Genomic DNA, 24775 nt, shown 5'->3' with positions numbered 1-24775 from the left:
GTCAACTGCTCTACCAACTGAGCTAACGACCCATATTTTTTTTCTAGTCGGATACGGTATTCCATATCGCTAATGTGGTGCATATTATACCCAAAATTTTTTTTATTGCAAGCATTTATTTTAAAAAATTTCAAAAAAATTCAAATTAATCAAAATTTTTTTACCGCTCATGATGTGAGTGTAAACCCTGTATATCAATCCCACAAATAGATAAAACCAATTGTCTGATTAATCGCCAAGCATTATCTTGGCTTAAGCCCTTGATGGCTTTGTCAATTTCATAAACCTGAGTAAGCCAATGCGATATCATGCCATCAGAGATGTTATTTGCAAGATTTTGATAATTCAAAACTTTATTACGCCAAATACCAAGTTTTTGGGGATCTTGGCCATTTCTTAGGGCGGCAATCAGATGAATGTCTTTTGAGATTGCCCATAAAATAATGCTGGGTGCGGTATCTGTCTGATAAAGATAATTAATGATTTTTAGGCATTGATTGGGCTGTCTTTGGATGAGTGCATCGGATAAATCAAAAACGCTGAACACGCCACCTTCGGATAAAAGTGTGCTAAGATCAGGCACATCAATTACCGAAAGCTGTGACTGACTAGGCAGAGTGTGAGCATAGGACAGACGCCATAGCGTCTGATAAGCGGTTAATAAATCATGCTGGGTATGGCCCATCAGCATCTGCCACGCATTAGCGGTGAGCGAAAGCTTAAAATCTTGAGCCTTGGCCACTAAAAGGGCACGCCGCTCAGATTCATTTTGGATAGTGCCATGGATAATCAGCCCATGCTGATCAAACAGCTTAAATGCTTTGGTATTTTGAGATTTTTTATCTTGTTTGGGTAGCAGCCAAATCAGATGATGTGTGCTAGTACCTGCTTTAGCATCATGAGCAAAATCTATCAATTGGCTTAAGATGGCATCATCAGGCTTATGCTTACCGCTTAGAATGATGGCGGTAGATTCTTCAAACAGCGATAGCGATATAAGTTCTTGGGTAACCTCGTGCCAGCTTTTGGGGGAGGTAAGATCAATGCGTTTCATCACTTGATGATTGGCTTGCCAAATTGGACGGCATGCATCAATGAGCCATTGAATCATCAGTGGCTCATCAGAATGCAAAAGCCATAAACCGCTCAGCGTCATTGTGGGATTTTTGAGGGATTCGGTAACTGCCAAAAATCGTTTTTGCATGGCTAAGGCGTATGTATCTGACTGCCAAGCGCATAGTACTGTTCAGCGATGCGATGTGCTAGGCTGTCTTGTAGCCATACTTTAACAATTTCGCCTTGCTGATCTTTGGTTGATACACCAGCTTCATTGTACTGATAGCTACGCTCAGCTTGCACCACTCTACGAATGGTCTGACCGTTCATCTGATAGATAATATCAGCAGTTAGCACCAAGCGAATTTCGGATAACACACCGAGCAGTTTATATTCACGATAGCGTAAATTACTGACTTGGATCTGATGGGCGGCATTGGTGTCGCTCACCACACCAAGCTGAGCCATCTGTGTTTCAAGTTTGTGTTTGAGTGCATAGCTCACAGCATTATTTTCGGTGATGATATTTACATGACTATAAGTCGGCACTAACTGAATGCCTGTCTCACTGATACCTCGTAGACCAAATCCGCAGGCGGTCAATGATAGTAAAGTTAATACCATTGCACCTGCTTGAATCATAGATTTTATTTGCATCAAGCACCCGCCACAACAAAGCTGATGAGTTTATTGGGTACGACAATCTCTTTTTTAATGTCACCAATGAGATACTTCGACACACCTTCAATATTCTTGGCTTCACGGATAAGCTCGGCCTGATCTGTACCAGAGGCAACCTCCATCTTACCACGCACTTTACCATTAACCTGCACCACCATGGTGATGGTATCGTTGATTAAGGCTGATTTATCCAAGACTGGGAAAGCTTGGGTGCGTGCATCGATTTTTAGTGCTTCTAACAAATATTCGCCAACATGTGGAGCATATAAAGATAGCAATGTCAATAACGCAACGATAGCTTCATGGCGTGCAGCAATGTCATTATTATCAGTTGGTTTAAAGCTTGCAATTTCATTACAAAGCTCCATGAGGCTAGACACAGGCGTATTAAGTGCCAAATGCTCGCCTAAGCTGACATCTATTTTAGCGATGGTTTCATGAGTTTTTCGGCGTAGATTTTTGGCATCTTTTGAAAGCGTGTCTTTATTAATTGTTAGATCATTTGATTGGTGATTTTGAATGGCTGACAAATGCTCACCAACGGTACGCCATACTTTTTTGATAAAATTATGTGGACCTTTTAAGGCACTGTCTGACCATTCAAGTGTTTGGTCGGCTGGTGCGGTAAATAGTGTATAAAGACGCACAGTATCTGCACCATATTGCTCAATAATCTCTTGAGGGTCGACACCATTATTTTTGGACTTACTCATTTTTTCAATTTTGCCAATGGTGACAGGCTTGCCATCGGCTTTTAAGGTAGCGCCTTCGATTTCGGTACCATTCATGACAAAGTCAATTTCATGCGGGAAATAGTAAGTTGTACTACCATCACTGTTTGAGCGATAATAAGTACCTGCCAAAACCATCCCTTGAGCCAACAGATTGGCAAAAGGCTCATCTTTACTTACCAAGCCTTCATCACGCATCACTTTATGAAAAAATCTTGCATAAAGTAAATGTAGTACCGCATGTTCAACACCACCGACATATTGGTCGACAGGCAGCCATTTATCGGCAGCAGTACGCTCAATCATTTGGCTGTCATCGTGTGGTGATACAAAACGCTGAGCGTACCAGCTTGATTCTACAAATGTATCAAAAGTATCGGTTTCACGCTCGGCTGGCTGACCGCACTTTGGGCAAGTGGTCTGTAGAAATTCGGGCATATTTTTGAGTGGGTTGCCACGCCCATCAGGGATAACATCGGTGGGCAGCACCACAGGCAAATCAGCTTCATCGACAGGCACTGTACCACAGTATTCGCAGTTTACCATCGGAATTGGGCAGCCCCAATAACGCTGACGACTCACGCCCCAGTCACGCAGGCGATACTGAGTGGTGGTTTGACCTAAGCCTTTTTCGGTGATGATTTCATTGACTTTGGTGACTGCGTCATGATAAGACAAGCCGTCCAAAATGCCTGAATTGATACAAAACCCTGTCTTATCACTGTACCAGTCTTGCCATTGATTGGTGCTATAGTTACTTGGTTTGTTCTTAAAATCAATGACTTGTGGAATTGGCAGATTGTACTTATTGGCAAATTCAAAATCACGCTCATCATGTGCAGGTACTGCCATGACAGCACCAGAGCCATAGCTCATCAGTACATAGTTTGCTACCCATACTGGCACATCGGTACCTGTGATGGGATGCTTTGCGGTCAAGCCTGTATTGATACCGACTTTTTCAGCTTTGGCAATGTCAGCTTCAGCGACCGAGCCTTGTTTACATTCTGCACAGAATTCAGCGATAGCTGGGTTTTGTTTGGCGGCATGCTGAGCAAGCGGATGTTCGGCTGCGACCGCTAAGTAACTGACCCCCATGATGGTATCAGGGCGTGTGGTAAAGACACGCAAAACAGCATCATGGTCATCGATTGAATAAGTAAAATCCAACTCCATGCCTTGGCTGCGACCGATCCAATTTTGCTGCATAGAGAGTACTTGCTTTGGCCAATGCCCCTCCAAGGTTTTTAGGTCATCTAACAGCTCATCGGCATAATCAGTGATCTTAAAGTAGTACATCGGGATATCACGCTTTTCAACAATCGCACCTGAACGCCAGCCACGACCATCGACCACTTGCTCATTGGCAAGAACGGTATTATCCACAGGGTCCCAATTGACGGTGGCAAGTTTTTTATATACCAAGCCTTTTTTATACAATTGTAGAAATAGCCACTGTTCCCAGCGGTAATATTCAGGTGTGCATGTTGCAAATTCACGAGACCAATCAATCGAAAGTCCTAATGCCTTGAGCTGTTCACGCATATTAGCAATATTGTCAAAGGTCCATTTGGCAGGTGCAACCGCATTAGCGATGGCGGCATTTTCGGCAGGTAGACCAAAAGCATCCCACCCCATTGGCTGCATGACTTCGTAGCCTTTTTGGCGATAATAGCGACTAAGCACATCGGTGATGGCATAGTTGCGTACATGTCCCATGTGTAGCTTGCCGCTTGGGTAAGGGAACATCGAGAGCATGTAGCGAGTGGGTTTATCCGTTGTTTCGTTATTGGTGTGGTAGCGTTTGTCGCTTTCCCATTGGGTTTGTAGTTGTTTTTCGATGGCAGAAAAATTATAATCTTCTAAAGAAATTTGGCTCATATTGCTATCCAAAAAAGTGGAAAGTTAAGAAATAAACTTAGCTATTATACCCAAATTTACTGATACTTTGCTATACTTTGATCACTTTAAATAAAAAACTTCATCAAGGAGACAAACCGATGGCAATCACCATTTATGGCATCAAAAATTGTAATACAATGAAAAAGGCTTTTGATAAACTAAACGAGCTTGGCAAAACATATGAATTTTTTGATTATAAAAATGAGCAACTGACTTTGGATAAGTTTGGCAAATTTGTGGCAATCTTTGGCGATAAGGTTATTAATAAACAAGGTATGACCTATCGAAAGCTTGATGATGATGCTAAAGCCATATTAAATGGCGATGATGTGTCGGCGATGTATGAAATTGTCAAAACAAATCAAAGTATGATTAAGCGTCCGATTATTTTGGGCGGTATGAAGTCGGTGATTGGGTTTGATGACGCAGAATATGAGCAAATATTTGGGTAGCTCTAGGACGGCGAACTGATTCATCTTAGAGACTTGACTAAAAATCAATGTCATGCTTTTTGGTAAAAAACCCCGCTGATAAACCGCTTGCCACAAACCAAGCCAATGCCATCGATGCCAAAGTATGGCTAAAAAAATGATCGCCTATCATCATTTTATAAAGCCCCATTGTCCAGCCGATGGCACTGACCAAAATCACATAACGCCAGCGTTTGTGTTGTAACGCAGGCACAAACGCCAAACCATATAAACCAAAGCCAGAGCTGGCATGAGCCGCAGGGAAGCATTTTGCACGCTGTTGGCTTAGTATGTCTTGCCATAAAGACAAATAAGGCTTATCACCAGCAAAAATGAGCAGTTCATGGGGGCAAGGCACATGCGTCAGCGATTTTAATGTTGCCACCAACAGCGGTGTTAATGCCAAAACAGCAAACACATATAAAATATCAGATTGCCCAAAGTTAGCCAAAGGCGCATAAATGGGGGCATCTCTCCGCCCAAACAGCGATTTTGCTGAGTTGTCTGTTTTATCAGCCATGGTATTGGTATCAGCAATGAATTTTGTATCGGTAATGAATTGACGCCATACTAAAGTAGTCAGCAGATACGCCCCAAACACAATCAACAACCATTTGGGTAATTTATAAAACAGCATGGAAAAGACAAATTGGTCTTTGCTTAATAACCAGCGGCCTTGCTCCACATAAAACCATGAACTGATGGTAACATCGACCGAACCATGCTCAATAAACACAGCAGTCATCACGATGACTGCCAATGCAAGCAGGGCTTGGTTGATGGGGCTGATGGGAGACACAGGGCGTAAAATTGACATTTGATGATTCTACCTAGCTATTGGAAAGCTCCATTGGAAAGCTTATCAATCCAAAGGATTAACAAATGCTGTTTTATCTGCCGTGGCTTGTGTGCTGACATCAAATAAGTTGAGCAGTGTCGGGGTGATGGCATCGTGGCTAAAGCCAGCCGTTGGCGAATTTGCCACTGCAAATGGAGTGTCTGCTCCCAACCAAAGTAACGCAGGAATGCTCAGTTGTTCTTTTGGGGCAAACGCCTTAGGCATGCCATGTAAATAAACGCCTTTTTCTCCTAAGCTTTCACCATGGTCGCTTAAATATAACATGGCGGTGTCAGCGTGTGTTTGTGCTGCCAACCAATCGATGGTTTGTTTTAAAAAGTCATCAGTCGCCAATAACGCATTGTCATAAGCATTAATGACCGTTTGTCGCTCACATTCTGCCAACTCGCTACTTGTACAAACAGGCAAAAACTGAGCAAATTCATCGTCATAGCGTTTATAATAAGCAGGGCCATGGTTGCCCATTTGATGCAACACTATTAATATGTCTTGATTGGCATGAGCCTTGACATGGTCATCTAAATCCACCAACATGCCCACATCACGGCATTCATCATAAGGGTTGGTGTGGCAAATGGTGTTATTGCCACCTTGAAGAGGGCTGTTTTTGTAGTCTTGATACTGTTTGGCAGGCAGGCGATTCATCACGCCTTTTGAATCAGAGTTATTATCTCGCCACAATATCGCCACACCCAAGCGGTCTAAGGTGTCAATGACATTTTCATGGTAATCGGCGGTATCAACATCGTATTTTTCTGCTCCCAAATAACTGAACATACATGGGACAGAATATGCCGTTGATGTGCCACAAGAAGTGACATTACCAAAATTATGCACTTGCCCTAAGCCAATGAGTTTGTCCATGTGGGGAAAAGTGGCTCGCTGATAACCATTAAAAGACGCATGGTCAGCACGGGCCGTCTCACCCACCACCATCACCACCAATCTGGGCTTGCGAGTGGAAGCGGTGGTTTTTTGTATGGCATCATTGGCGTGCATGATGGTTTCGGTGGGTTTGGTGGCGTTTTTATAACTCATATTGGCAAGTTTGCCTGCTGAATACATCACCGTTACAGGATTGGTAAAAAATCGCAACGGTTTATGTTCCCTAAAAAAACTGGCGTATTGACTGCTAAATGCCAAAATGGGCAAGCCAACCAATGCCAAAGCCACAAGATAGGTAACCAGCCGCTTCATTAAACTTGCTTTGAGTGTGCCAAATGACAATGGCTGCCCAATAATCCAACAGATGGGCAAACCAGCCAACAACACAACACGGATTAAAAGCTTCATGCTTAATAAATCTTTGGTTTCTGCCGTGTCAGTTTGTAAGGCATTTTGTAGCATGGTGGTGTCGTAGACAGTGCCATAGGTGTCGGTAAAATGACCAGCAAAAGTAGCGATTAAAATAAAACAAATTGCCACCGTCTTTAAGGTATGCCGATAGCCAAGCAACACCAATAAGAGCAACAAAACGCCTGTTAAGACCACCGCCAATGAAGCGATAAAAAGTGCGTAATTTGCCAATGGGTATACTGACATGACTTGTTGAAAAAATGTCACATTGGCAGTTGTGGTCAAAAATATCGCCACAATTGCCATAAACAGATAAGCATCTAACCCTTTTAAATCTTTGGTGCGGTGATGGCGGTTAGACCAAAAGCCCTTAGACCAAAAGCTGTTGGACTTTAAAAATTTGGTAAAAGTGGTGTTGTGGGTTTGGTTGTGTTTAAGGGACATGGTGCGGTGTCTTAAAGTTAATCTTGAAACTTAAATGATAAAAAGATGCTAATTGATATTTTAACTCATCATGAAATAATTATGAGTTAAATGGTGGTACTGCCATACCCCAGCGAGCGTAAAATTGCACTACAAATTCATCAAAGGCATGGTGTTCGATCGCTTGACGGATATCAACCATCAAGCGTTGATAATAGCGTAAATTATGAATGGTTGCCAACTGAGCTGATAACATTTCTTTACATTTATGCAGATGATAAAGATAGGCACGGCTGAAGTTTTGGCAAGTATAACAGTCGCAATGCTCATCAAGTGGTGTGTCATCGGTACGGTATTGGCTATTTTTAATGCGAATCACACCTTTATTGTCATGATTACCTGTCACAAAATAATGGCCATTTCTGGCATTGCGTGTTGGCATAACACAATCAAACATATCAACACCACGGCGTACCGCTTCAACAATATCAGCAGGCTTGCCCACGCCCATCAGATAGCGAGGCTTATCATTTGGCATGGCACATGGTAGATAATCAAGTACTTTTATCATCTCTTCTTTGGGTTCACCAACAGACAGACCACCAATGGCATAACCATCAAAAGGCATCTTTAGCAAACCTTGTAAAGATTGCATACGCAAATCTTTATACATACTGCCTTGAATGATACCAAATAATGCATTTTTATTTCCCAGGCGATGATGCTCATCAAGGCAACGCTGCCCCCAGCGTAAAGACAGCTCAAGTGATTTTTTGGCGTCATCGTGTGTGGCGGGGTAAGGTGTGCATTCATCAAATTGCATGATAATATCAGAGTTTAGGTCATTTTGAATTTGCATGGAGGTTTCAGGTGATAAAAAGACTTTAGCACCATCAACAGGTGAGCGAAATGCCACACCTTCTTCGCTGATTTTACGCATTGCACCAAGGCTAAACACCTGAAAACCGCCTGAATCAGTTAAGATGGGCTTATCCCAGCCAATAAAATGATGCAGACCACCAAAATGACGAATCACTTCCATGCCAGGGCGTAGCCAAAGATGAAAGGTATTTCCAAGGATAATATCTGCACCGATACCATGGATATCACGGGGCAACATGCCTTTGACTGTACCATAAGTGCCGACAGGCATAAATGCAGGTGTTTGGACATTGCCATGTGCTAAGCTGACAGTGCCACGGCGAGCATGATTGTTGCCGCCATCGGTATGATGTAAGGTAAATTTCATAAATTTCTCTAAGGTTTTTAAATAGTAAATGTTTAATAAGCCATCAATCAGGCATGATTTTTGTATCAACTAAGGTGAGCCAAATTGGTTGTAAGCTCATGTTACTGGGCTTTTTCCAAAAACATCGCATCGCCATAGCTAAAGAAACGGTATTTGTTTTTGATGGCATGATTGTAAGCTTCTTGAATGGTTTGAGTGCCAGCAAATGCTGAGACTAACATTAAAAGCGTTGATTTTGGTAAGTGAAAATTCGTAATCAAGCAATCTACCACACCAAATTCATAAGGTGGATAAATAAAAATTTGGGTATCTCCCAAAAATTCAACCAATTCACCATGAATACGATGACGGTGTGCCGTTTCAAGCGTACGAGTAACGGTTGTGCCAACGGCAATGATGCGGCCACCTGCAGATTTGGTGTTATTGATAAGAGTAGCAGTAGACGCAGGAAGATGAGCGTATTCAGCATGCATGACATGATCGGCTAGATTGTCGACTTTGACTGGCGTAAATGTACCAGAACCAACATGCAGAGTAACAAAAGCAATTTGAACGCCTTTTTTTCTAAGCTGTGTCAATAATGCGTCATCAAAGTGTAGGCTGGCTGTTGGTGCAGCAACACTGGCGGATTTGGTGGGATTATGAAAGACAGTTTGATAACGCTCATCATCTGTTTCATCAGCCTTTCGCTCAAAATAGGGCGGAATGGGCATTTGACCATAGTTATCCAAATCAGCCAAAATGGGCGACCTAAAGCCTAGAATAAATAAATTGTCTTGGCGACCGATAACGGTAGCTTGCATCTGATTATTGGCTAAATTTAGAGTTTGCCCGACTTTTGGTGAGCGGCTTGAGCGTACATGGCACAAGGCTTTATAAAGATTGTTGTTGATTTCATCGGGCAATATGCGTTCAATCAAAACCTCAACCGCTCCCCCTGTTTGTTTTTGACCATGCAGGCGAGCTTTGATGACTTTGGTGTCATTGAGTACCAATAAATCCCCACTTTTTAATAAGTTTGGTAAATCGGTAAATCGTAAATCTTGACAGCTGTTTTTTGAGACATGCAATAGGCGTGAGCTGGTACGCTCATTTAAAGGATACCGAGCGATTAGGTCGTCAGGCAAATGGTAGTCATAGTCGCTAAGTAAGACAGGTTGGGTTTGTTGTGTCATGGCTGATGAGATTGTCAATAATAAATTGCGTATTTTAGCAAACTTTGATCATATTCTCTAGCGACTGATTGCCTTTATGACGCACCGTAACTGTGCTAAAATATCTAATGATGATAGTTATGTCTATCAAAGTGTGAGTTAATCAATCAAAGTCATCTGGTGGTGAGATATGTTTGAATTATTTAAAAAGAAAAAGCCAACAACTGACCCCATGCAAGCAGTCATTGATGAGATGATGCTCTATGGACAGCCGTTTAGGCAATATATTGAGAAAATGGATATTGTTGATGATAAAATATTGCAATTACAAATGCGAATTTTTGAGTCTGATGATACCGCTGAGCTTGAAAAACAGTATCATAAATTACAACAAAAGCTGTATCCTATTGGTATTAAAGAGGTTAATATCAATGTTACGGTCAGCTCAAAGGATAATGGCTCGGACAATACTCACGACCACACCACACAGCCCAATCTTATCAAAACCCATCATCCCACCAAAAAAACCGATGCCATCTCCGCTCAGCATGATGATAAGCCACCCACTAAGGCAGCAACTAAGCAGTCACAACTGAACGCCCATCCACGCATCACCCATATCATCGCTGTGGCTTCAGGTAAAGGTGGCGTTGGTAAATCCACAACAACGGTAAATCTGGCGTTGGCACTTCAAAAGATGGGTAAGCGTGTCGGTATTTTGGATGCAGATATTTATGGACCTTCCATTCCAACCATGTTGGGCGTGGCAACCAAAAAGCCGATCGTAGAAAATGACCAGTTTATCCCAATTGATGCAAATGGGATGGCAGTGCTTTCAATTGGTAATTTGATTGACGCTGAAAATACACCAATTGCATGGCGTGGCATCAAAGCAACAGGCGCATTAATGCAGCTTTATAATCAAACCAACTGGCCACAGCTGGATTATTTGCTGATTGATATGCCACCAGGTACAGGGGATATTCAGCTAACTTTGGCACAGCGTATTCCTTTAACAGGGGCGATTATCGTGACAACACCACAGCATATCGCACTGCTTGATGCCAAAAAAGGCGTAGAGATGTTTCATAAAACTGATATTAGGGTGCTTGGTATTATTGAAAATATGGCACTACATACCTGTACGCATTGTGGTCATACCGAAGCGATTTTTGGGACAGGTGGCGGTGATGAAATGGCAAAAGCTTATGATGTCCCTTTACTTGGTCAATTACCACTGGATGCCAGCATTCGTGTAGCAATGGATAATGGCAAGGCGGATGAGTTAATTGATGCCAACTTAGCTTGGCATTATGAGTATATTGCTAAGCTTGTCAATGAGTGTGCTATACAGTTTACCAAAAAATCCAGTGAGCGGTTTTTTTAATGTAGAATTTTAATATAGAGTATTGATCTGGTGAGCTGATATTAATATCAAAAAGATGCTTGTGATAAGCATCTTTTTGATTGGGTGAAGCTATGGACAAAGGGCGTCGATAATATTTTGATTGGTGGTGTCATTAAATGCCAAATTAGGATGAGTGCAATCAACAGAAATGCCAAGTGGATGCACTGCTGCACGGCGTTCAAAAAAATACAGCGTACTGTGTTTAATGGCTGGATTATTAAAATCTATCCGAGTGTTGCCCTTATCTAATACCACAAATTGAAAAACCTGTGGTTTGACATACGACCAAGGGCGAAACCAAGTGCTTTTTTCTACTTTGGCAACGACGATGCTTTGGTCAGGAAGCTTGGCAATGGCATCATTTGCCCAAGCATATTCGGTATATACCTGAAAGCCAATCATTCCCAATCCTGCTGCAACAGGTACGATCCATTTTGGTGCACGCTTATAAAATAATCGGATTGGCATAACAAGACCTGCCAATAAAAAACCGCTAAAGATGGTCGCCAAGATTTCCCAAAACATCATGATTGGTTTATCCTTTATATGTGTATAAAAAATGTAATTTTGTGTAGTAAAATATTATGAATAAATATTATAGATAACTACAGCATAAAATGCCATAAAAATTATCACAATCTTATGGATGTCACCAAAAAAACTATTTAAACTTATTAAAAAATCGCCCAGAATTCTGAGCGATTTTTTATAAGAGGGTAGGTTAGTGGTTGATTGCACCGCCTGCACCTTTTGGATAACGAACACTTTCAACCAAATCTTGAACTTCTTTTGGCGGTGGATTGCCCATGGCAGATACAGCGATCGCAACAATGAAGTTAATTACAGCACCAATGGCTCCAAATGACAGTGGCGAGACGCCTAAGATCCAGTTGGCTTCCACATTTTCAAAACTATTGGTGCCTGGAATGAAGAACCAGCCCATGTATAAAAATACATAGATACATGTTGCACTCAAGCCTGCAATCATGCCAGCAGTTGCACCTGTTGAGTTGATGCGTTTTGAGAAAATACCCATCATCAGTGCTGGGAATAAGCTTGATGCAGCAATACCAAAGGCGACAGCAACAACCTGTGCAGTAAATCCTGGTGGATTCATGCCTAAATAGGTTGCAACCACGATCGCAATCGTCATTGAGATGCGTGCCGCCATAAGTTCACCTTTGTCGTTGATATCAGGTTTGATGGTTTTCTTAATAAGGTCATGTGAGATGGCTGATGAGATTGCTAATAAAAGACCTGCTGCTGTGGATAATGCCGCTGCCAAACCACCTGCTGCAATCAAACCAATGACCCAACTTGGTAGATTTGCAATTTCAGGATTAGCAAGTACTAAGATATCATTATTGGCAGTCAGCTCATTACCTTGCCAACCTTTCTCGGCAGTAACGGTTGTTGCATATTCTTCATTTTTGTCATTATAGTATTGAATTAGGCCGTCATTATTTTTGTCCTCATATTTCAAAAGACCAGTCGTTTCCCAGTTTTTCATCCACTCTGGGCGTGCTTCGTATGCCAATGCTGGCTGATTAAGCCCTTGTGGGTAAACAGTATTGATAATATTTAGACGTGCCATAGAACCTACTGCAGGTGCTGTGGTGTATAACAGTGCAATAAAGATCAATGTCCAGCCTGCCGAGATGCGTGCATCTGATACTTTAGGCACGGTAAAAAAGCGGATGATAACATGTGGCAAACCAGCAGTACCAATCATCAAAGACATGGTCAATAAGAACATATTAAGCTTATTTGGCACATCAGCGGTATACTGAGCAAAGCCAAGGTCAGCAACCAGCATATCAAGCTTTTGTAGAATTGGCATACCTGTACTGACATCATTGCCAAACATACCCAGCTGGGGAATTGGGTTACCAGTTAAGTTCAAAGAAATGAAGATGGCAGGAATGATATAAGCAACCATCAGTACACAGTACTGAGCAACTTGGGTATAAGTGATGCCTTTCATGCCCCCAAGAACTGCATAAAACAAAACAACAATCGCAGCAATGATAAGACCTGTGTTGCTATCAACTTCTAGGAAGCGAGAAAAAGCAACGCCTGCACCTGTCATTTGACCAATAACATATGTCGTACATGCCAAAATCAAGCAGACAACCGCAACTAAGCGAGCTGTTTTACTATAAAAACGATCGCCAATAAAGTCAGGAACGGTAAATTTACCAAACTTACGCAAATATGGTGCAAGCAATAAAGCCAACAGAACAAAGCCACCAGTCCAGCCCATCAGATAGGCAGAGGCAGCATAACCACCCATGGCAAGCATACCCGCCATTGAGATGAATGATGCTGCACTCATCCAGTCAGCAGCCGTTGCCATACCATTAACAACAGGGTGTACACCACCGCCTGCCACATAAAATTCTTTGGTAGAGCCAGCATGAGCCCAAATCGCAATACCAAAATAAAGAGCAAATGACAAACTAACAAAAATGATATTAATCCAAAATTGACTCATGGGTTAGTCCTCCTTGATCCCAAAGCGTTCTTCAAGCTTGTTCATTCGCCATGAATAAAAAAAGATTAAAAGAATAAAACACAAAATTGAACCTTGCTGACCGAACCAAAAACCCAAGTCAGCACCACCGAATTGGATGCCTGACAGCATTGGTCTAAGCCAAATGGCAAAGCCATGGGAAACAAGTGCCCAAATAATTAAACAAATAGTAATGATTCGGACATTGGCTGCCCAATATCCACTGGTATGATGATGTTCATGTTGTGACATAGATCACTCCTTGTCAAAGGAGCAGGGTAGGCGTATCATCAATACGATATGATGTCATGTGTGAAGCTAATCCCTGCTTACAATTTTCCTTTTGTTACCTGATTTGATGATGATAAAACCAGCGTGTTAACACCGTGTTAATAGTTGGCTGGACAAATCAGATGGTCATAGCATAGCATAACCATCATCAATTGCAATCTTTTTTATGAATTTTTTATAAGATGAAGCTTCTATAAAACTAACCAAACAAGATATTAACACAAAAGCACGCACAGATGATTATTGTGATGGTGAGCATTGTCAAGTACTGAGCAACCCATTAGGATTACAGCTTAAAGATGGTAAAGTTGTGGATAAAAATGGCAATCCTTTTACGGTTGCTGCAGGTGAAAACGGTAAAGCTGTGCTTCATGCGAATGGTAAAGTGTATTCAGATTTTGATAGCAGGCGTGTTGATCAGTATTGGTTTGATTGCGATGTCTTTGACTGTGATAGCCCAGTTGATGCTTATGAAGCAAACTATGGCAGATTTGTTCGTACCACTCAGGTAAACTTGGATCGCAGAAAAACTGATCCTAATACCAATAAAACTTACGCAACGACTTCTCAATATTCTCATAAGATACTGATGCCATTTCCGTCAAGCCAAGGGTATTTAGAAAATTTATATTCTGATCGTGATTTAAATACCAATACCAAGCAGATGAATCTTGACTTTAAAAAGTGGCTGGATAAAGGTAGTGTATCTCATCACATGACTTTATGGTGCAAGCTATGAAACAACCGAAAAATCCATGGTCAATAAATCTGGATACAATGCCTGGTCATCGACTTGGTGGAGTGATAAAACCTTAGGCTGGGATTTTAGTGAAAAGCTTCGCACCTGTGATAATTCATCAACATTTAATGGCCTGTTATGCCCAAGACACACTACTTTATTTCATTTTTAATTCCTGTAAAAACCAAAGATGGCTCGGTTTACTTAAATGACTCTGTCTTAATTGGTGATCGGGTTCGTTTGGGATTGGGATATCGCTATAACCGCATCAAATATCAGCCAAATTATATAGCTGGACAAACTGCCAAAATTCCAGATGATTTGGTCAAAGGTCTATTTATTCCACTACCAAGCAATGATGTTGGCGAAGAACCAAAATGGTGGAGCTCAAAATACAGTGGTAGAAATGACCCAAAATTTAGAACCGATTTGGCGGATTATCATGCCAAAAAAGAGGCTTATGAAACCAAGCTTGCCCAAAACCCTGCAGAAAATATTGCTTATATTGGGCAACCCAAAACCCATTCACAGCATTCATACAGTATCTCGCCTGCGTTTGATGTGACCAAAAATATCAATTTACAGGTCAAGTATTCTAAAGGCTTTAGAATGCCAACAATTGATGAGATTTATTTTACCTTTCAGCATCCTGATATTACCATTAAACCTAATGTGGATTTAAAGCCTGAAATTGCCAAAACCAAAGAGCTGGCAGTGACAGTGCATGGTCAATATGGCTTTATCTCTGGCAGTATTTTTGAAACCAAATATACCGATTTTATTGATTTTGTTTTCCGTGGTTTGGAGGACATTGAAAGAAAAAGTTCTAGAAAATGGTCAGTTTATCAAAGCATGAATTGGCAAAATGCCAAAGCAGAAGGCATTGAGATTAATTCTGTACTAAAATTGGGCGAGCTGGTACCTGCCATAAATGGAACACAGCTCAGCTATAAGATGACACGCCAAAAAGGTCGTGCTGATGGTAATATTCCGATGAATGCCATTCAGCCTGATACCTCGGTTTTTGGCATTGGTTATGATGCTAAGCATGAAAAATTTGGTGGAAATTTATACATTACCCGTGTCAGTGCCAAAAAGGCTGAAGATACCTACAATCTATTTTGGAAAGAGGAGCAAGCAAACGATAGTACGCTTAGATGGAGAAGTGGCGGCTATACGACGGTTGATTTAACAGGTTATTATAAACCTACCAAAAACCTGACGCTGCAACTGGGTGCGTATAATCTGACCAATAAAAAATATATGGCTTGGGATTCGGCACGCTCAATTCGACCATTTGGTACCAGTAACATGATTGATAAGAAAAATGACAAGGGGATTAATCGTTTCTTAGCGCCTGGTCGTAACTTTAAGGTCAGCTTAGAGTATGTCTTTTAATGAGCCAAAGCGTTGATTACATGGATAAATTCACCAAAACCACCCAAGATAGTAATTTTGGGTGGTTTTATGATGGATGAAAATTGATATATTTGATCATTTAAAAATCAGCTTTCGCTAAAAAACCTTTGGGCAACCAAAGGTTTTTTAATATAAATCCATTAAGACTGACTGCCAGCCTAAACTTTGGGTTCAAACACCAAAGCATCTGGGTCACCAGCCACACGCTCACGCTTAACAAATAAGAAAAATGCGGCTGTTGTTAAGATGGTTAAGCCAAAACCGATATATACCGATAGCTGGTAATCTAGCCCAAAACCGATCTTATTATAAGCCAAGAAAGTATAACATGCAGCACTCATAAAGATGGCAGGAATGGTACAAACCCAGTGCAGTTTGCGATAGCGGTATAAATAACCTGCCGCTGTCCACAACATGACCACAGCAACAGACTGATTTGCCCAACTAAAATAACGCCATAAAATTTGGAAATCAACTTTTGAGATAATAAAACCAATCACAAATAGCGGTATGGCAATCCCAAGTCGTTTTAAGAGTGTGCGTTGCTCAACATTTAAAAATTCAGCAATGATTAAGCGAGCAGCACGAAAAGAAGTGTCGCCTGAGGTGATGGGTAAAATCACCACACCAAGCACAGCGAACACACCACCGATAGCACCAAGATAAGCAATTGAGCTGTCGTAAACAACTTTTGATGGCGAACCGACACTAATGGCTTCTTGTAAACTGACCAAATCAGGATAAAAAGATAAACCAACCGTACACCAAATCAATGCGATAATACCTTCAGCAATCATCGCACCATAAAAAATAAATCGACCTTCAGATTCATTCATCGCACAGCGAGCCATCAATGGCGTTTGTGTGGCATGAAATCCTGATAATGCACCACAGGTGATGGTCAAAAATAGCAGCGGCCAAATGGGTAAATCACCCTTAGGTTGTAAGTTTTGAAAAAAAGCATCAAATGACAAACCGCCCATACTGCTATAAAAATAGCTTTGAGTACTACCAAGCTCATTCATAACCAAGCCATAAGTCATGCCAAGCGACATGAATAATAAAAGCCCACCAAAAATAGGATAGACGCGTCCGATGATTTTATCAATGGGTAATAAGGTGGCGATAATATAATAAATAAAAATAATGGCTGTCCAAACAACGATAATGGTTTCTTTGGTCATACCAAAGACGGTATTGCTTGATGTGCCAGTAACGGCAGCCATACTTTCAGCATTATCCACAGAAATTGTACCTGTGGCGGCAGTGCCAAATATATCTATCGTGATAGAGCTAAGCAGTTGTGCTGGGCTTGCAACAAATACCACACCAACCAAAATAAGCAATACAACAGCAAGCAGGTTGATAAAATGCTTAGGAATGATACCTAAATATTTGCCAGTTAAGTAGGGCATACTTGCGCCACTATTACGCACCGATAGCATACCGCACATATAATCATGTACCGCCCCAGCAAATATACAACCAATGACAATCCAGAGCATGGCGACAGGTCCATACAATGCCCCCAAAATAGGACCAAAAATTGGGCCTGTGCCAGCGATATTTAAAAGCTGAATGAGCCAAATCTTACCCTTAGACATAGGTACATAATCCACACCATCTGCCATCGTATAGGCTGGTGTGTTTTTATTAGGATTGATGACGAAAATTTTTTCGATGACTTTGCCATAAATAAAGTAGCCAACCAATAAAATGGTTACACAAAAAAAGAACCATAACATAATCAATTATCCAACAAATGGAGTTTGAGCCACCCAGAAAAATTTTGGGCAGGCGGTGTTTGCAACAATTAGGTATAAAATAACGAAAAATTACCAGAATGTAAAGAAAATTGTATGATTCTATCTTGATAAAATCATATTTATTACTAAGTTTTAAATTAAGCGAATATTCATCATCAGCTTGATTGATAAGAAGATAAAAAAAGATTGGATAAATAAAATCCGCCCAACTTTGTTGAAACTTTGCTGAGCGGATTTTTTGGTACTTAAAGTACTATTTGGGCATTAAAGTATCATTCGTAATTTTCAATGCTCGGGCAAGCACAAATCAGATTTTTATCACCATAAACATCATCCACCCGACCCACCGAAGGCCAGAACTTATGTGCCTTGATATAAGGCAATGGGAAGGCAGCTTCTTCACGGCTATACGGATGCGTCCATTCGCCTGTTATAACAAAGGCGGTGTGTGGGGCATTGACAAGTGGATTGTCATCTGGTGTCCAACCATCTTCGCCTGTTTGCACCTTTAAGGCCTCTTGTTTGATTTGCTTTAAGGCACTGATGAGGCGGTCAATCTCTGCTTTGCTTTCAGATTCTGTTGGTTCAATCATGAGCGTGCCTACCACAGGAAATGACATGGTTGGTGCATGAAAGCCATAATCCATCAAACGCTTGGCAATGTCAGTTTCAGAGATGCCTGTTTGTGCTTTTAATGGGCGAATGTCAATGATACATTCATGAGCCACACGCCCATTTTTACCAGTATATAAAACAGGATAATCTTCGCTTAGCTTAGTTGCGATATAATTGGCGTTAAGCAGTGCTTGTTTGGTGGCTGATAAAAGACCATCACGACCCATCATGGTGATATACATCCATGAAATTGGCAGAATGTTTGCCGAGCCATAAGGAGCGGCTGAAACCGCCGAACAGTCAGACAGGGCATTAAACACAGGTGCAACACGATGGTTTGAGATAAAAGGTGCTAAGTGTGATTTTAGACCAATTGGCCCCATGCCAGGCCCGCCACCACCATGTGGGATGCAAAAAGTTTTGTGTAAATTCATGTGTAGCACATCTGCCCCGACATCAGCGGGCTGCATGATGCCAACTTGTGCATTCATATTAGCACCGTCCATATACACCTGTCCACCGTGAGCGTGAATCATATCACAAATATCACGAATGCCCTCTTCAAAAACTCCATGCGTTGATGGATAAGTAATCATCAAAGCACCAAGCTTATCGCTGTGTTCATCACATTTGGCTTTTAGGTCATCAATGTCCACATTGCCATTATCATCGGTTGCAACGACCACAACTTTCATGCCCATCATCTGGGCAGTTGCTGGATTGGTGCCGTGTGCTGAGCGGGGGATTAGGCAGACATTACGCTCATCTTGACCCATACTTTCATGATAGCGACGAATGGCGAGCAAGCCTGCATATTCACCAGATGCCCCTGAATTGGGCTGCATGCTGATTTCATCAAAGCCTGTGATGGCTTTTAGCTGGGCTTGTAGGCTCTCAATCATCTGAATGTAGCCTTTGGTGTCTTCGCTGGGTGCAAATGGGTGCACATTTGAAAACTCATCCCAGGTGATGGGCAACATCTCACTGGTGGCGTTTAATTTCATGGTGCAAGAACCCAATGAAATCATTGAACGGTTCATCGCCAAATCCTTATCCTCTAAGGATTTTAGGTAGCGTAGCATTTGGTGTTCGGTGTGATGACTGTTAAACACAGGATGGGTTAAAATGTCATCTTGTCTTAATAAATCGCCCAATTGAATCTGGATGGCATCAAGACTGCCTTTGACCCCAAAGATTTGACACAGTTCATCAAACTCTGCTTCATCGGTGAGTTCATGAAATGATACAGAAATACCGCCATTGTCATGCTGCCATAAGTTGTAGCCTTTGTCTTTGGCGGTCTTAAAAATCGTTTGTGCCTGCCCTCCACATTCAACCAGTACGGTATCAAAAAACACATCATGACGCACTGCCAGCTCTGATGATTTGACCGCTTTGGCAAAGGCGACCGCTAGGGCGTGAATGCGTGTGGCAATGCGTTTTAGTCCTACCGCCCCGTGATAGACGGCGTACATGCCTGCCAGATTGGCAAGGAGTACTTGACTTGTGCAAATGTTTGAATTGGCCTTTTCACGGCGGATATGTTGTTCACGGGTTTGTAGTGCCATGCGTAGGGCGGTATTACCTTGGGCGTCTTTTGATACGCCAATGATGCGACCAGGTGCCGAGCGTTTGTCTTTATCTTTAAAGGCAAAATAGGCAGCATGTGGCCCACCAAAACCCATCGGAATGCCAAAACGCTGTGTGCTTCCCAAAGCAATATCAGCTCCCATATCAGCAGGGGATTTTAAAAGCACAAGGCTCATGATATCGCTGGCAACGATGGCATAAGCTCCGTTGTCTTTGACAGCGGTGATGACATCGGTCAAGTCCACCACATCGCCATCTTTACCGACATACTGGAAAAATGCCCCAAAAAACTCACCATTTTTGGCAACATCAAAATCACCCATCACAATTTCAAAGCCAAAATATTTGGCACGAGTATGAATGACATCAAGGGTCTGTGGGTAGGTACGCTCATCCACAAAAAAGGCGTTGGATTTTGATTTACTCACACGCCGAGCCATCGCCATCGCCTCAGCGGCGGCGGTTGCTTCATCCAGCAGGCTTGCCCCTGCCAAATCCATGCCAGTTAGGTCAACGCACACCTGTTGAAAATTAAGTAAAGCTTCAAGCCGACCTTGGGCAATCTCAGCTTGATAGGGCGTATAGGCGGTATACCAACCGGGGTTTTCTAGCACATTTCGTTGGATGACCGCAGGCAGGCGAGTGGGCGAGTAACCTTGACCGATATAGCTTTTGGCAACGGTAATGTTATCTGCCATGGCACGCAGTTTTGCCAAGGCATTATGCTCACTCATGGCTTTTGGTAAATCCAAATCTTTATTCAGGCGAACGGCTTTGGGAACGACAGCATCAATAAAGCTGTCCAAATCATCAAAACCAACGGTTTGTAATAAGGCTTGTTGTTCATTGGCATCTTTGCCAAGATGACGATGAACAAAAGCATTTTCATAGAATAATTCTGAAAAATCATTAAATGACATAAAGTTTTCCTTGTGCTGGGCTTTAAAAGTTAGTCAATGGGTGTTTAAATTGATTAACCATTGATGGATGATTGATATTTCATCAATTATTTGCCCATTTAATTGCCAATAAGGCATGATGCAAATATGTCAATGGGGCATGAGGTAAAATCAAATTTGCCAATGGCTAATCAATTTAAACAATTTAAACAAGGGCAAATTTTTACCCTTGCTTGATGATTTGAACAGTTTAATGATTTAAACAGCTTACAAAGCACTCTGGTACTCTTCGGCACTAAGTAGGTCATCATAATCGGCTACATTGGCAGGCTTGATTTTAAAGAACCATGCTTTGCCATAAGGGTCTTCGTTGGCAAGCTCTGGACTGTCTACCAACTCATCATTAATCTCAACAATCTCACCTGCAATCGGTGCATAGACATCGCTTGCCGCTTTGACTGACTCAACAACGGCAATCTCTTCATCAGCAGATACTTCACGCCCAACTTCTGGCAACTCAACAAATACCACATCACCCAGCAAATCTTGGGCGTGGTCTGTGATACCAACGGTGATGATACCGTCATCTTCAAGTTTTAGCCATTCGTGGCTGGCAACATATTTTAAATCAGCGGGGATATTACTCATGGGTCTCTCCTGTGAGTTTGGTGAATTAAATGGGGGTTAATGGGTTAAAAGGGTGTGCTTAAAAGCGGTGTACAAGGATTGTCAAGCTATTCATAGACGCATTGTTTGCTTGCTTCATCATAACGACCGCCATCATCTAAACATCTGTCTTTGGCATCACAGCCTACCAATAATAAAATAACCAAACATGTACATAGGTATTTCATATTATTTCAATTCCTAAATCAATTTCTAAACATAATAAAACGAACATAAAGACCCAAAAGCACCTTTGATGCTTTTGGTCAGTTTTTTGGTGTACAATCAATCAAATTGCTTTTTGCCATGTCTGACAAATGGTAATTTGAGTACACGCACATCCATCTCTTTGCCACGCATGATAACTTTGGCATGCTCACCTGTAAAGCTGGCAGGCACACGAGCGATGGCGATGGATTGGTTTAGAGTTGGGGAGAATACCCCGCTGGTGGTGATGCCAAACCCATCTTCGGTAATCACTTCCATGCCAGCACGAAGTACACCGCCTTTGGCAAGCAATAACCCAACTTGACGCATTTTGACGCCGTCATTTTTTAGGGCGATAAGGGCGGATTTACCAATAAAATCACGGTTTTCATCTTTTAGGTCAACCGTCCACGCCATGCCTGCTTCTAGGGGGCTGACATCATCTGTCATGTCGTTACCGTATAGATTCATGCCAGCTTCCATACGCAAGGTGTCTCTGGCACCAAGTCCACATGGGGCGACACCTGCTTTGATGAGTTCATCGAAAAACCCAGTCGCTTCATCTGCTGGCATGACCACCTCAACGCCATCTTCACCTGTGTAGCCTGTATAAGCGACAAACCAATCATCACCCAAATCCACACCAACAAAGGGTTTTAGGGCATTGACTTTGTCTGTCCATTCAGGCTTGACGGCAAGGAGTTTGGTGATGGCATTTGGCCCTTGTATGGCAAGCATGGCAACATCATGGCGTGGGGTCAAAGTGACACCAAATGCCCCGCCAACTTTGGCAAAGTGTGCAGAGTCTTTTTCACGGGTTGCGCCGTTTGAGATGATGCGATAAGCACTCTCATCTTCGTTCATGCGATAGACGATAAGGTCATCGATGACGCCACCATCATCGTTTAGCATGGCAGAATATAAAGCCTTACCAGCAAAGCCTAATTTGGCAACATCGTTAGCAAGTAGCTTTTGTAAAAAGGCTTTGGCATTATCACCGCTGATGTCGGTAACCAGCATGTGCGAGACATCAAACATGCCTGCATCTGTCCGCACGGCATGGTGTTCATCAATTTGTGAGCCATAATTGACAGGCAACTCCCAACCGCCAAAATCAACAAGTTTGCCATTGTGTTCGGTGTGAGCATCAAATAAAGGGGTGCGTTGTGGAGCGGTCATGGTTCATTCCTTAGAGTGATGAGTGCAAAATTAGGGTGTTATTTTTAAGACATCATCATAAAGCTTATCTTAGAAAACTTATCTTAAAAAATAACATTAAAAAATAATACCAAAATTAGCACCCCATCTGTCCTTTGACCTGAGATTTTCAATGATGATGCTAGGTTTGATTTTATCATCATTTTCTTCCCTTCGGTAGGTAATTTACCATTCTCCAGATTGTGTTGGTAAGTTTCCCTACCGAGAATTTTCAGTCCATTTACCTGAGCGATTATGGGGAATGCAGTGCTAAGAGCAATGCCGTTTACGCCTTCGGTGGTATTTTGAGACCATCAAAATACACTCTCCTGAAAATCAGACCTTCTTATTATGAAAAATAATGCTACAATTTACAAGTGAAATTTTAAGCTTTTTAAAAATAATTGGTAAAATAAACCAAAATCGTTCAAAATAAATGCCAATTATCAATATTTTTAAGAAAGATTATTTAAACAATTTTATTAACATTTTATTAAGGATTTTTGAATGCATTGTGATGTTTATAAATTTCCAAAAAATAAAGGTTGGTATGTATACATCGCCCGACCTGACTATCCAAATGACACAGAAAACCTTAAGGATTGGCTGGGTGTTTTGCCTGCAGCAATGCGTACCAAACTTGGTTTTGGGCAGTTTATTATGCATTTAGATTTGTCATCAAGGCAAAAATTAGCTCAGGCGGACATTCATCAAGTTAAAGCCAAACTTAACGAACAAGGCTATTATGTGCAAGCACCGCCATCGGAGATGCTGGCAGCTCAAGCGGCTATCAAAGCCCAAGATGCTCAGGATAAACAATTTGATTAATTTTAATCATTTAATTTTTTATCAAATTTTAAATATAACTAATTTTAATAACATTTTTATGCTTGAATGATTAAAAAAGTGTTAAAATAACCCAATTTTATTTTTGGTCAAAAATCAATGAATTGGTTAAAAAATTTACCGCTTGAGAAAATCGGTGAAGCACTGGCAGGCTTTTTTGGCTTTTGGGGGCGATTGACGGAGGGTGTGCCTGCAAGTCAGTTGCCGTTCATCGTTTATGTCGTCTGCTGTGGATTGGTGTTACTGTTGTGGCTTGTTGTCATGCGTCTGATACCCCAACCTTTTAAGGGGATTAGTTTAGCAGTGCTTGCAGCTGTTATGTTTACACCTGGTCAAGCGGCAGGGAATAGCGGTGAGATTGCCCCTGCGATGATTGGCGTATTTTATGCCATTTTGATGAAAGATTTTAGTGCTGCACTTGGGGCAGCAGTACCGATTTTTGCGATACTTGCTGCGTTGCTTGTGGTGGGTGCAGCTTGGCAGATGGTTCGAGGTGTGCTTGTGGCTAATGCTGAAAAGCAGGCTTGGGTAAGACAAGTTCAAAAGCAAAAACAACAATTGCCACAATCTGAGGACAAAAACTAAGCATTTGACCAACTGATGAAAAATATTGATTTGATTGGGTTTAAACTAAGCCGTCATACCAATTTTGTTAAAGCAAATAAGCAATGATGATTAAAAGATAAATCACACCTAGGCATTTTTATCTTGAATGTTTTAAAATTTGGTGTATAATATACGCCTTGTGACTTTTATCTAATATCTAAGTTTACATCTCCTTGCCATCATCATAAGGTGG

The 24775-nt window shown here is 41.6% G+C and carries 20 protein-coding genes and 2 riboswitches; of the genes, 6 read left to right on the top strand and 14 right to left on the bottom strand.

The features are described 5' to 3' along the window. Positions 1-160 precede the first annotated feature (160 nt). The 3 genes from holA to leuS are packed head-to-tail and all read right to left on the bottom strand — an operon-like array spanning position 161 to position 4349. On the bottom strand, positions 161-1204 hold the full coding sequence (gene holA, locus HMPREF2573_RS04190) for a DNA polymerase III subunit delta (RefSeq protein WP_070472655.1): 1044 nt from the start codon (positions 1202-1204) through the stop codon (positions 161-163). Between the two features lie 2 nt (positions 1205-1206). Further along, complete coding sequence (locus HMPREF2573_RS04185) at positions 1207-1713, bottom strand: LPS-assembly lipoprotein LptE (protein WP_003657513.1); 507 nt, start codon at positions 1711-1713, stop codon at positions 1207-1209. Next, positions 1713-4349: a leucine--tRNA ligase gene (gene leuS / locus HMPREF2573_RS04180; protein ID WP_003673996.1), complete on the bottom strand. Its 2637-nt coding sequence runs from the start codon at positions 4347-4349 to the stop codon at positions 1713-1715. Before leuS ends, HMPREF2573_RS04185 begins: the two co-directional genes overlap by 1 nt. A gap of 119 nt (positions 4350-4468) precedes the next feature. On the opposite strand from leuS, the gene HMPREF2573_RS04175 reads away from it, so the two are divergent. Beyond that, positions 4469-4822 (top strand): arsenate reductase family protein, encoded by a 354-nt coding sequence (locus HMPREF2573_RS04175; RefSeq protein WP_003660276.1) that lies wholly within the window; start codon positions 4469-4471, stop codon positions 4820-4822. Positions 4823-4859: 37 nt separating this feature from the next. On the opposite strand, the gene HMPREF2573_RS04170 is transcribed toward HMPREF2573_RS04175, so the two are convergent. The 4 genes from HMPREF2573_RS04170 to queA form a co-directional block, all read right to left on the bottom strand. Continuing rightward, positions 4860-5657: a PAP2 family lipid A phosphatase gene (locus HMPREF2573_RS04170; protein ID WP_070472652.1), complete on the bottom strand. Its 798-nt coding sequence runs from the start codon at positions 5655-5657 to the stop codon at positions 4860-4862. Positions 5658-5702: 45 nt separating this feature from the next. Then, complete coding sequence (locus HMPREF2573_RS04165; RefSeq protein ID WP_003673994.1) at positions 5703-7439, bottom strand: phosphoethanolamine transferase; 1737 nt, start codon at positions 7437-7439, stop codon at positions 5703-5705. 79 nt (positions 7440-7518) lie between these two features. Beyond that, on the bottom strand, positions 7519-8667 hold the full coding sequence (gene tgt, locus HMPREF2573_RS04160; RefSeq protein ID WP_003657508.1) for a tRNA guanosine(34) transglycosylase Tgt: 1149 nt from the start codon (positions 8665-8667) through the stop codon (positions 7519-7521). Positions 8668-8768: 101 nt separating this feature from the next. Beyond that, positions 8769-9842, bottom strand: coding sequence for a tRNA preQ1(34) S-adenosylmethionine ribosyltransferase-isomerase QueA (gene queA / locus HMPREF2573_RS04155; protein ID WP_003664561.1), 1074 nt, complete (start codon positions 9840-9842; stop codon positions 8769-8771). Between the two features lie 169 nt (positions 9843-10011). Between queA and HMPREF2573_RS04150 the strand changes: the two genes are divergently transcribed. Then, a complete protein-coding gene (locus tag HMPREF2573_RS04150; protein WP_042510399.1) occupies positions 10012-11208 on the top strand; it encodes an Mrp/NBP35 family ATP-binding protein in 1197 nt (398 codons plus the stop codon). A 90-nt stretch (positions 11209-11298) separates the two neighbouring features. Here HMPREF2573_RS04150 and HMPREF2573_RS04145 read toward each other — a convergent pair whose 3' ends face one another. The 3 genes from HMPREF2573_RS04145 to HMPREF2573_RS04135 all read right to left on the bottom strand — a co-directional run bounded on the left by HMPREF2573_RS04145 (position 11299) and on the right by HMPREF2573_RS04135 (position 13993). Next, positions 11299-11757: a hypothetical protein gene (locus tag HMPREF2573_RS04145; protein WP_003660272.1), complete on the bottom strand. Its 459-nt coding sequence runs from the start codon at positions 11755-11757 to the stop codon at positions 11299-11301. 193 nt (positions 11758-11950) lie between these two features. Continuing rightward, the gene (locus tag HMPREF2573_RS04140) at positions 11951-13723 is read right to left on the bottom strand and encodes a sodium:solute symporter family protein (RefSeq protein ID WP_070472649.1); all 1773 of its coding nucleotides are present in this window, start codon (positions 13721-13723) and stop codon (positions 11951-11953) included. 3 nt (positions 13724-13726) lie between these two features. After that, entirely contained in the window at positions 13727-13993 is a 267-nt protein-coding gene (locus HMPREF2573_RS04135) for a DUF4212 domain-containing protein (RefSeq protein WP_003664568.1), read from the bottom strand. Positions 13994-14342: 349 nt separating this feature from the next. On the opposite strand from HMPREF2573_RS04135, the gene HMPREF2573_RS09580 reads away from it, so the two are divergent. Beyond that, positions 14343-14771, top strand: a complete 429-nt coding sequence (locus HMPREF2573_RS09580; RefSeq protein WP_227502602.1) for a hypothetical protein — start codon at positions 14343-14345, stop codon at positions 14769-14771. Positions 14772-14909: 138 nt separating this feature from the next. Then, a complete protein-coding gene (locus tag HMPREF2573_RS09575) occupies positions 14910-16169 on the top strand; it encodes a TonB-dependent receptor domain-containing protein (protein WP_227502601.1) in 1260 nt (419 codons plus the stop codon). A gap of 179 nt (positions 16170-16348) precedes the next feature. Here the strand turns inward: HMPREF2573_RS09575 and HMPREF2573_RS04125 are convergent, their stop codons facing one another. The 4 genes from HMPREF2573_RS04125 to gcvT all read right to left on the bottom strand — a co-directional run bounded on the left by HMPREF2573_RS04125 (position 16349) and on the right by gcvT (position 23112). Beyond that, positions 16349-17935, bottom strand: coding sequence for a carbon starvation CstA family protein (locus HMPREF2573_RS04125; RefSeq protein WP_003660267.1), 1587 nt, complete (start codon positions 17933-17935; stop codon positions 16349-16351). 293 nt (positions 17936-18228) lie between these two features. Continuing rightward, positions 18229-21081: an aminomethyl-transferring glycine dehydrogenase gene (gene gcvP / locus HMPREF2573_RS04120; RefSeq protein ID WP_070472646.1), complete on the bottom strand. Its 2853-nt coding sequence runs from the start codon at positions 21079-21081 to the stop codon at positions 18229-18231. A gap of 246 nt (positions 21082-21327) precedes the next feature. After that, positions 21328-21708 carry a glycine cleavage system protein GcvH gene (gcvH, locus tag HMPREF2573_RS04115; protein ID WP_003665406.1) on the bottom strand — a complete coding sequence of 127 codons (381 nt, stop codon included), beginning with the start codon at positions 21706-21708 and terminating at the stop codon, positions 21328-21330. Between the two features lie 303 nt (positions 21709-22011). After that, a complete protein-coding gene (gene gcvT / locus HMPREF2573_RS04110; RefSeq protein ID WP_070472639.1) occupies positions 22012-23112 on the bottom strand; it encodes a glycine cleavage system aminomethyltransferase GcvT in 1101 nt (366 codons plus the stop codon). A gap of 117 nt (positions 23113-23229) precedes the next feature. Then, positions 23230-23340: riboswitch (glycine riboswitch) on the bottom strand. Between the two features lie 13 nt (positions 23341-23353). After that, positions 23354-23472, bottom strand: a riboswitch (glycine riboswitch). A 165-nt stretch (positions 23473-23637) separates the two neighbouring features. On the opposite strand from gcvT, the gene HMPREF2573_RS04105 reads away from it, so the two are divergent. Both HMPREF2573_RS04105 and HMPREF2573_RS04100 read left to right on the top strand, forming a co-directional pair. Further along, the gene (locus HMPREF2573_RS04105) at positions 23638-23958 is read left to right on the top strand and encodes a YcgL domain-containing protein (RefSeq protein WP_070472636.1); all 321 of its coding nucleotides are present in this window, start codon (positions 23638-23640) and stop codon (positions 23956-23958) included. Positions 23959-24075: 117 nt separating this feature from the next. After that, positions 24076-24561 (top strand): hypothetical protein, encoded by a 486-nt coding sequence (locus HMPREF2573_RS04100; protein ID WP_003657493.1) that lies wholly within the window; start codon positions 24076-24078, stop codon positions 24559-24561. Positions 24562-24775 lie beyond the last annotated feature (214 nt).

Origin of the sequence: Moraxella sp. HMSC061H09 (assembly GCF_001809255.1) — a bacterium.
Taxonomy (GTDB): Bacteria; Pseudomonadota; Gammaproteobacteria; order Pseudomonadales; family Moraxellaceae; genus Moraxella; species Moraxella catarrhalis.
This window is presented reverse-complemented; position numbering and strand designations above follow the sequence as displayed.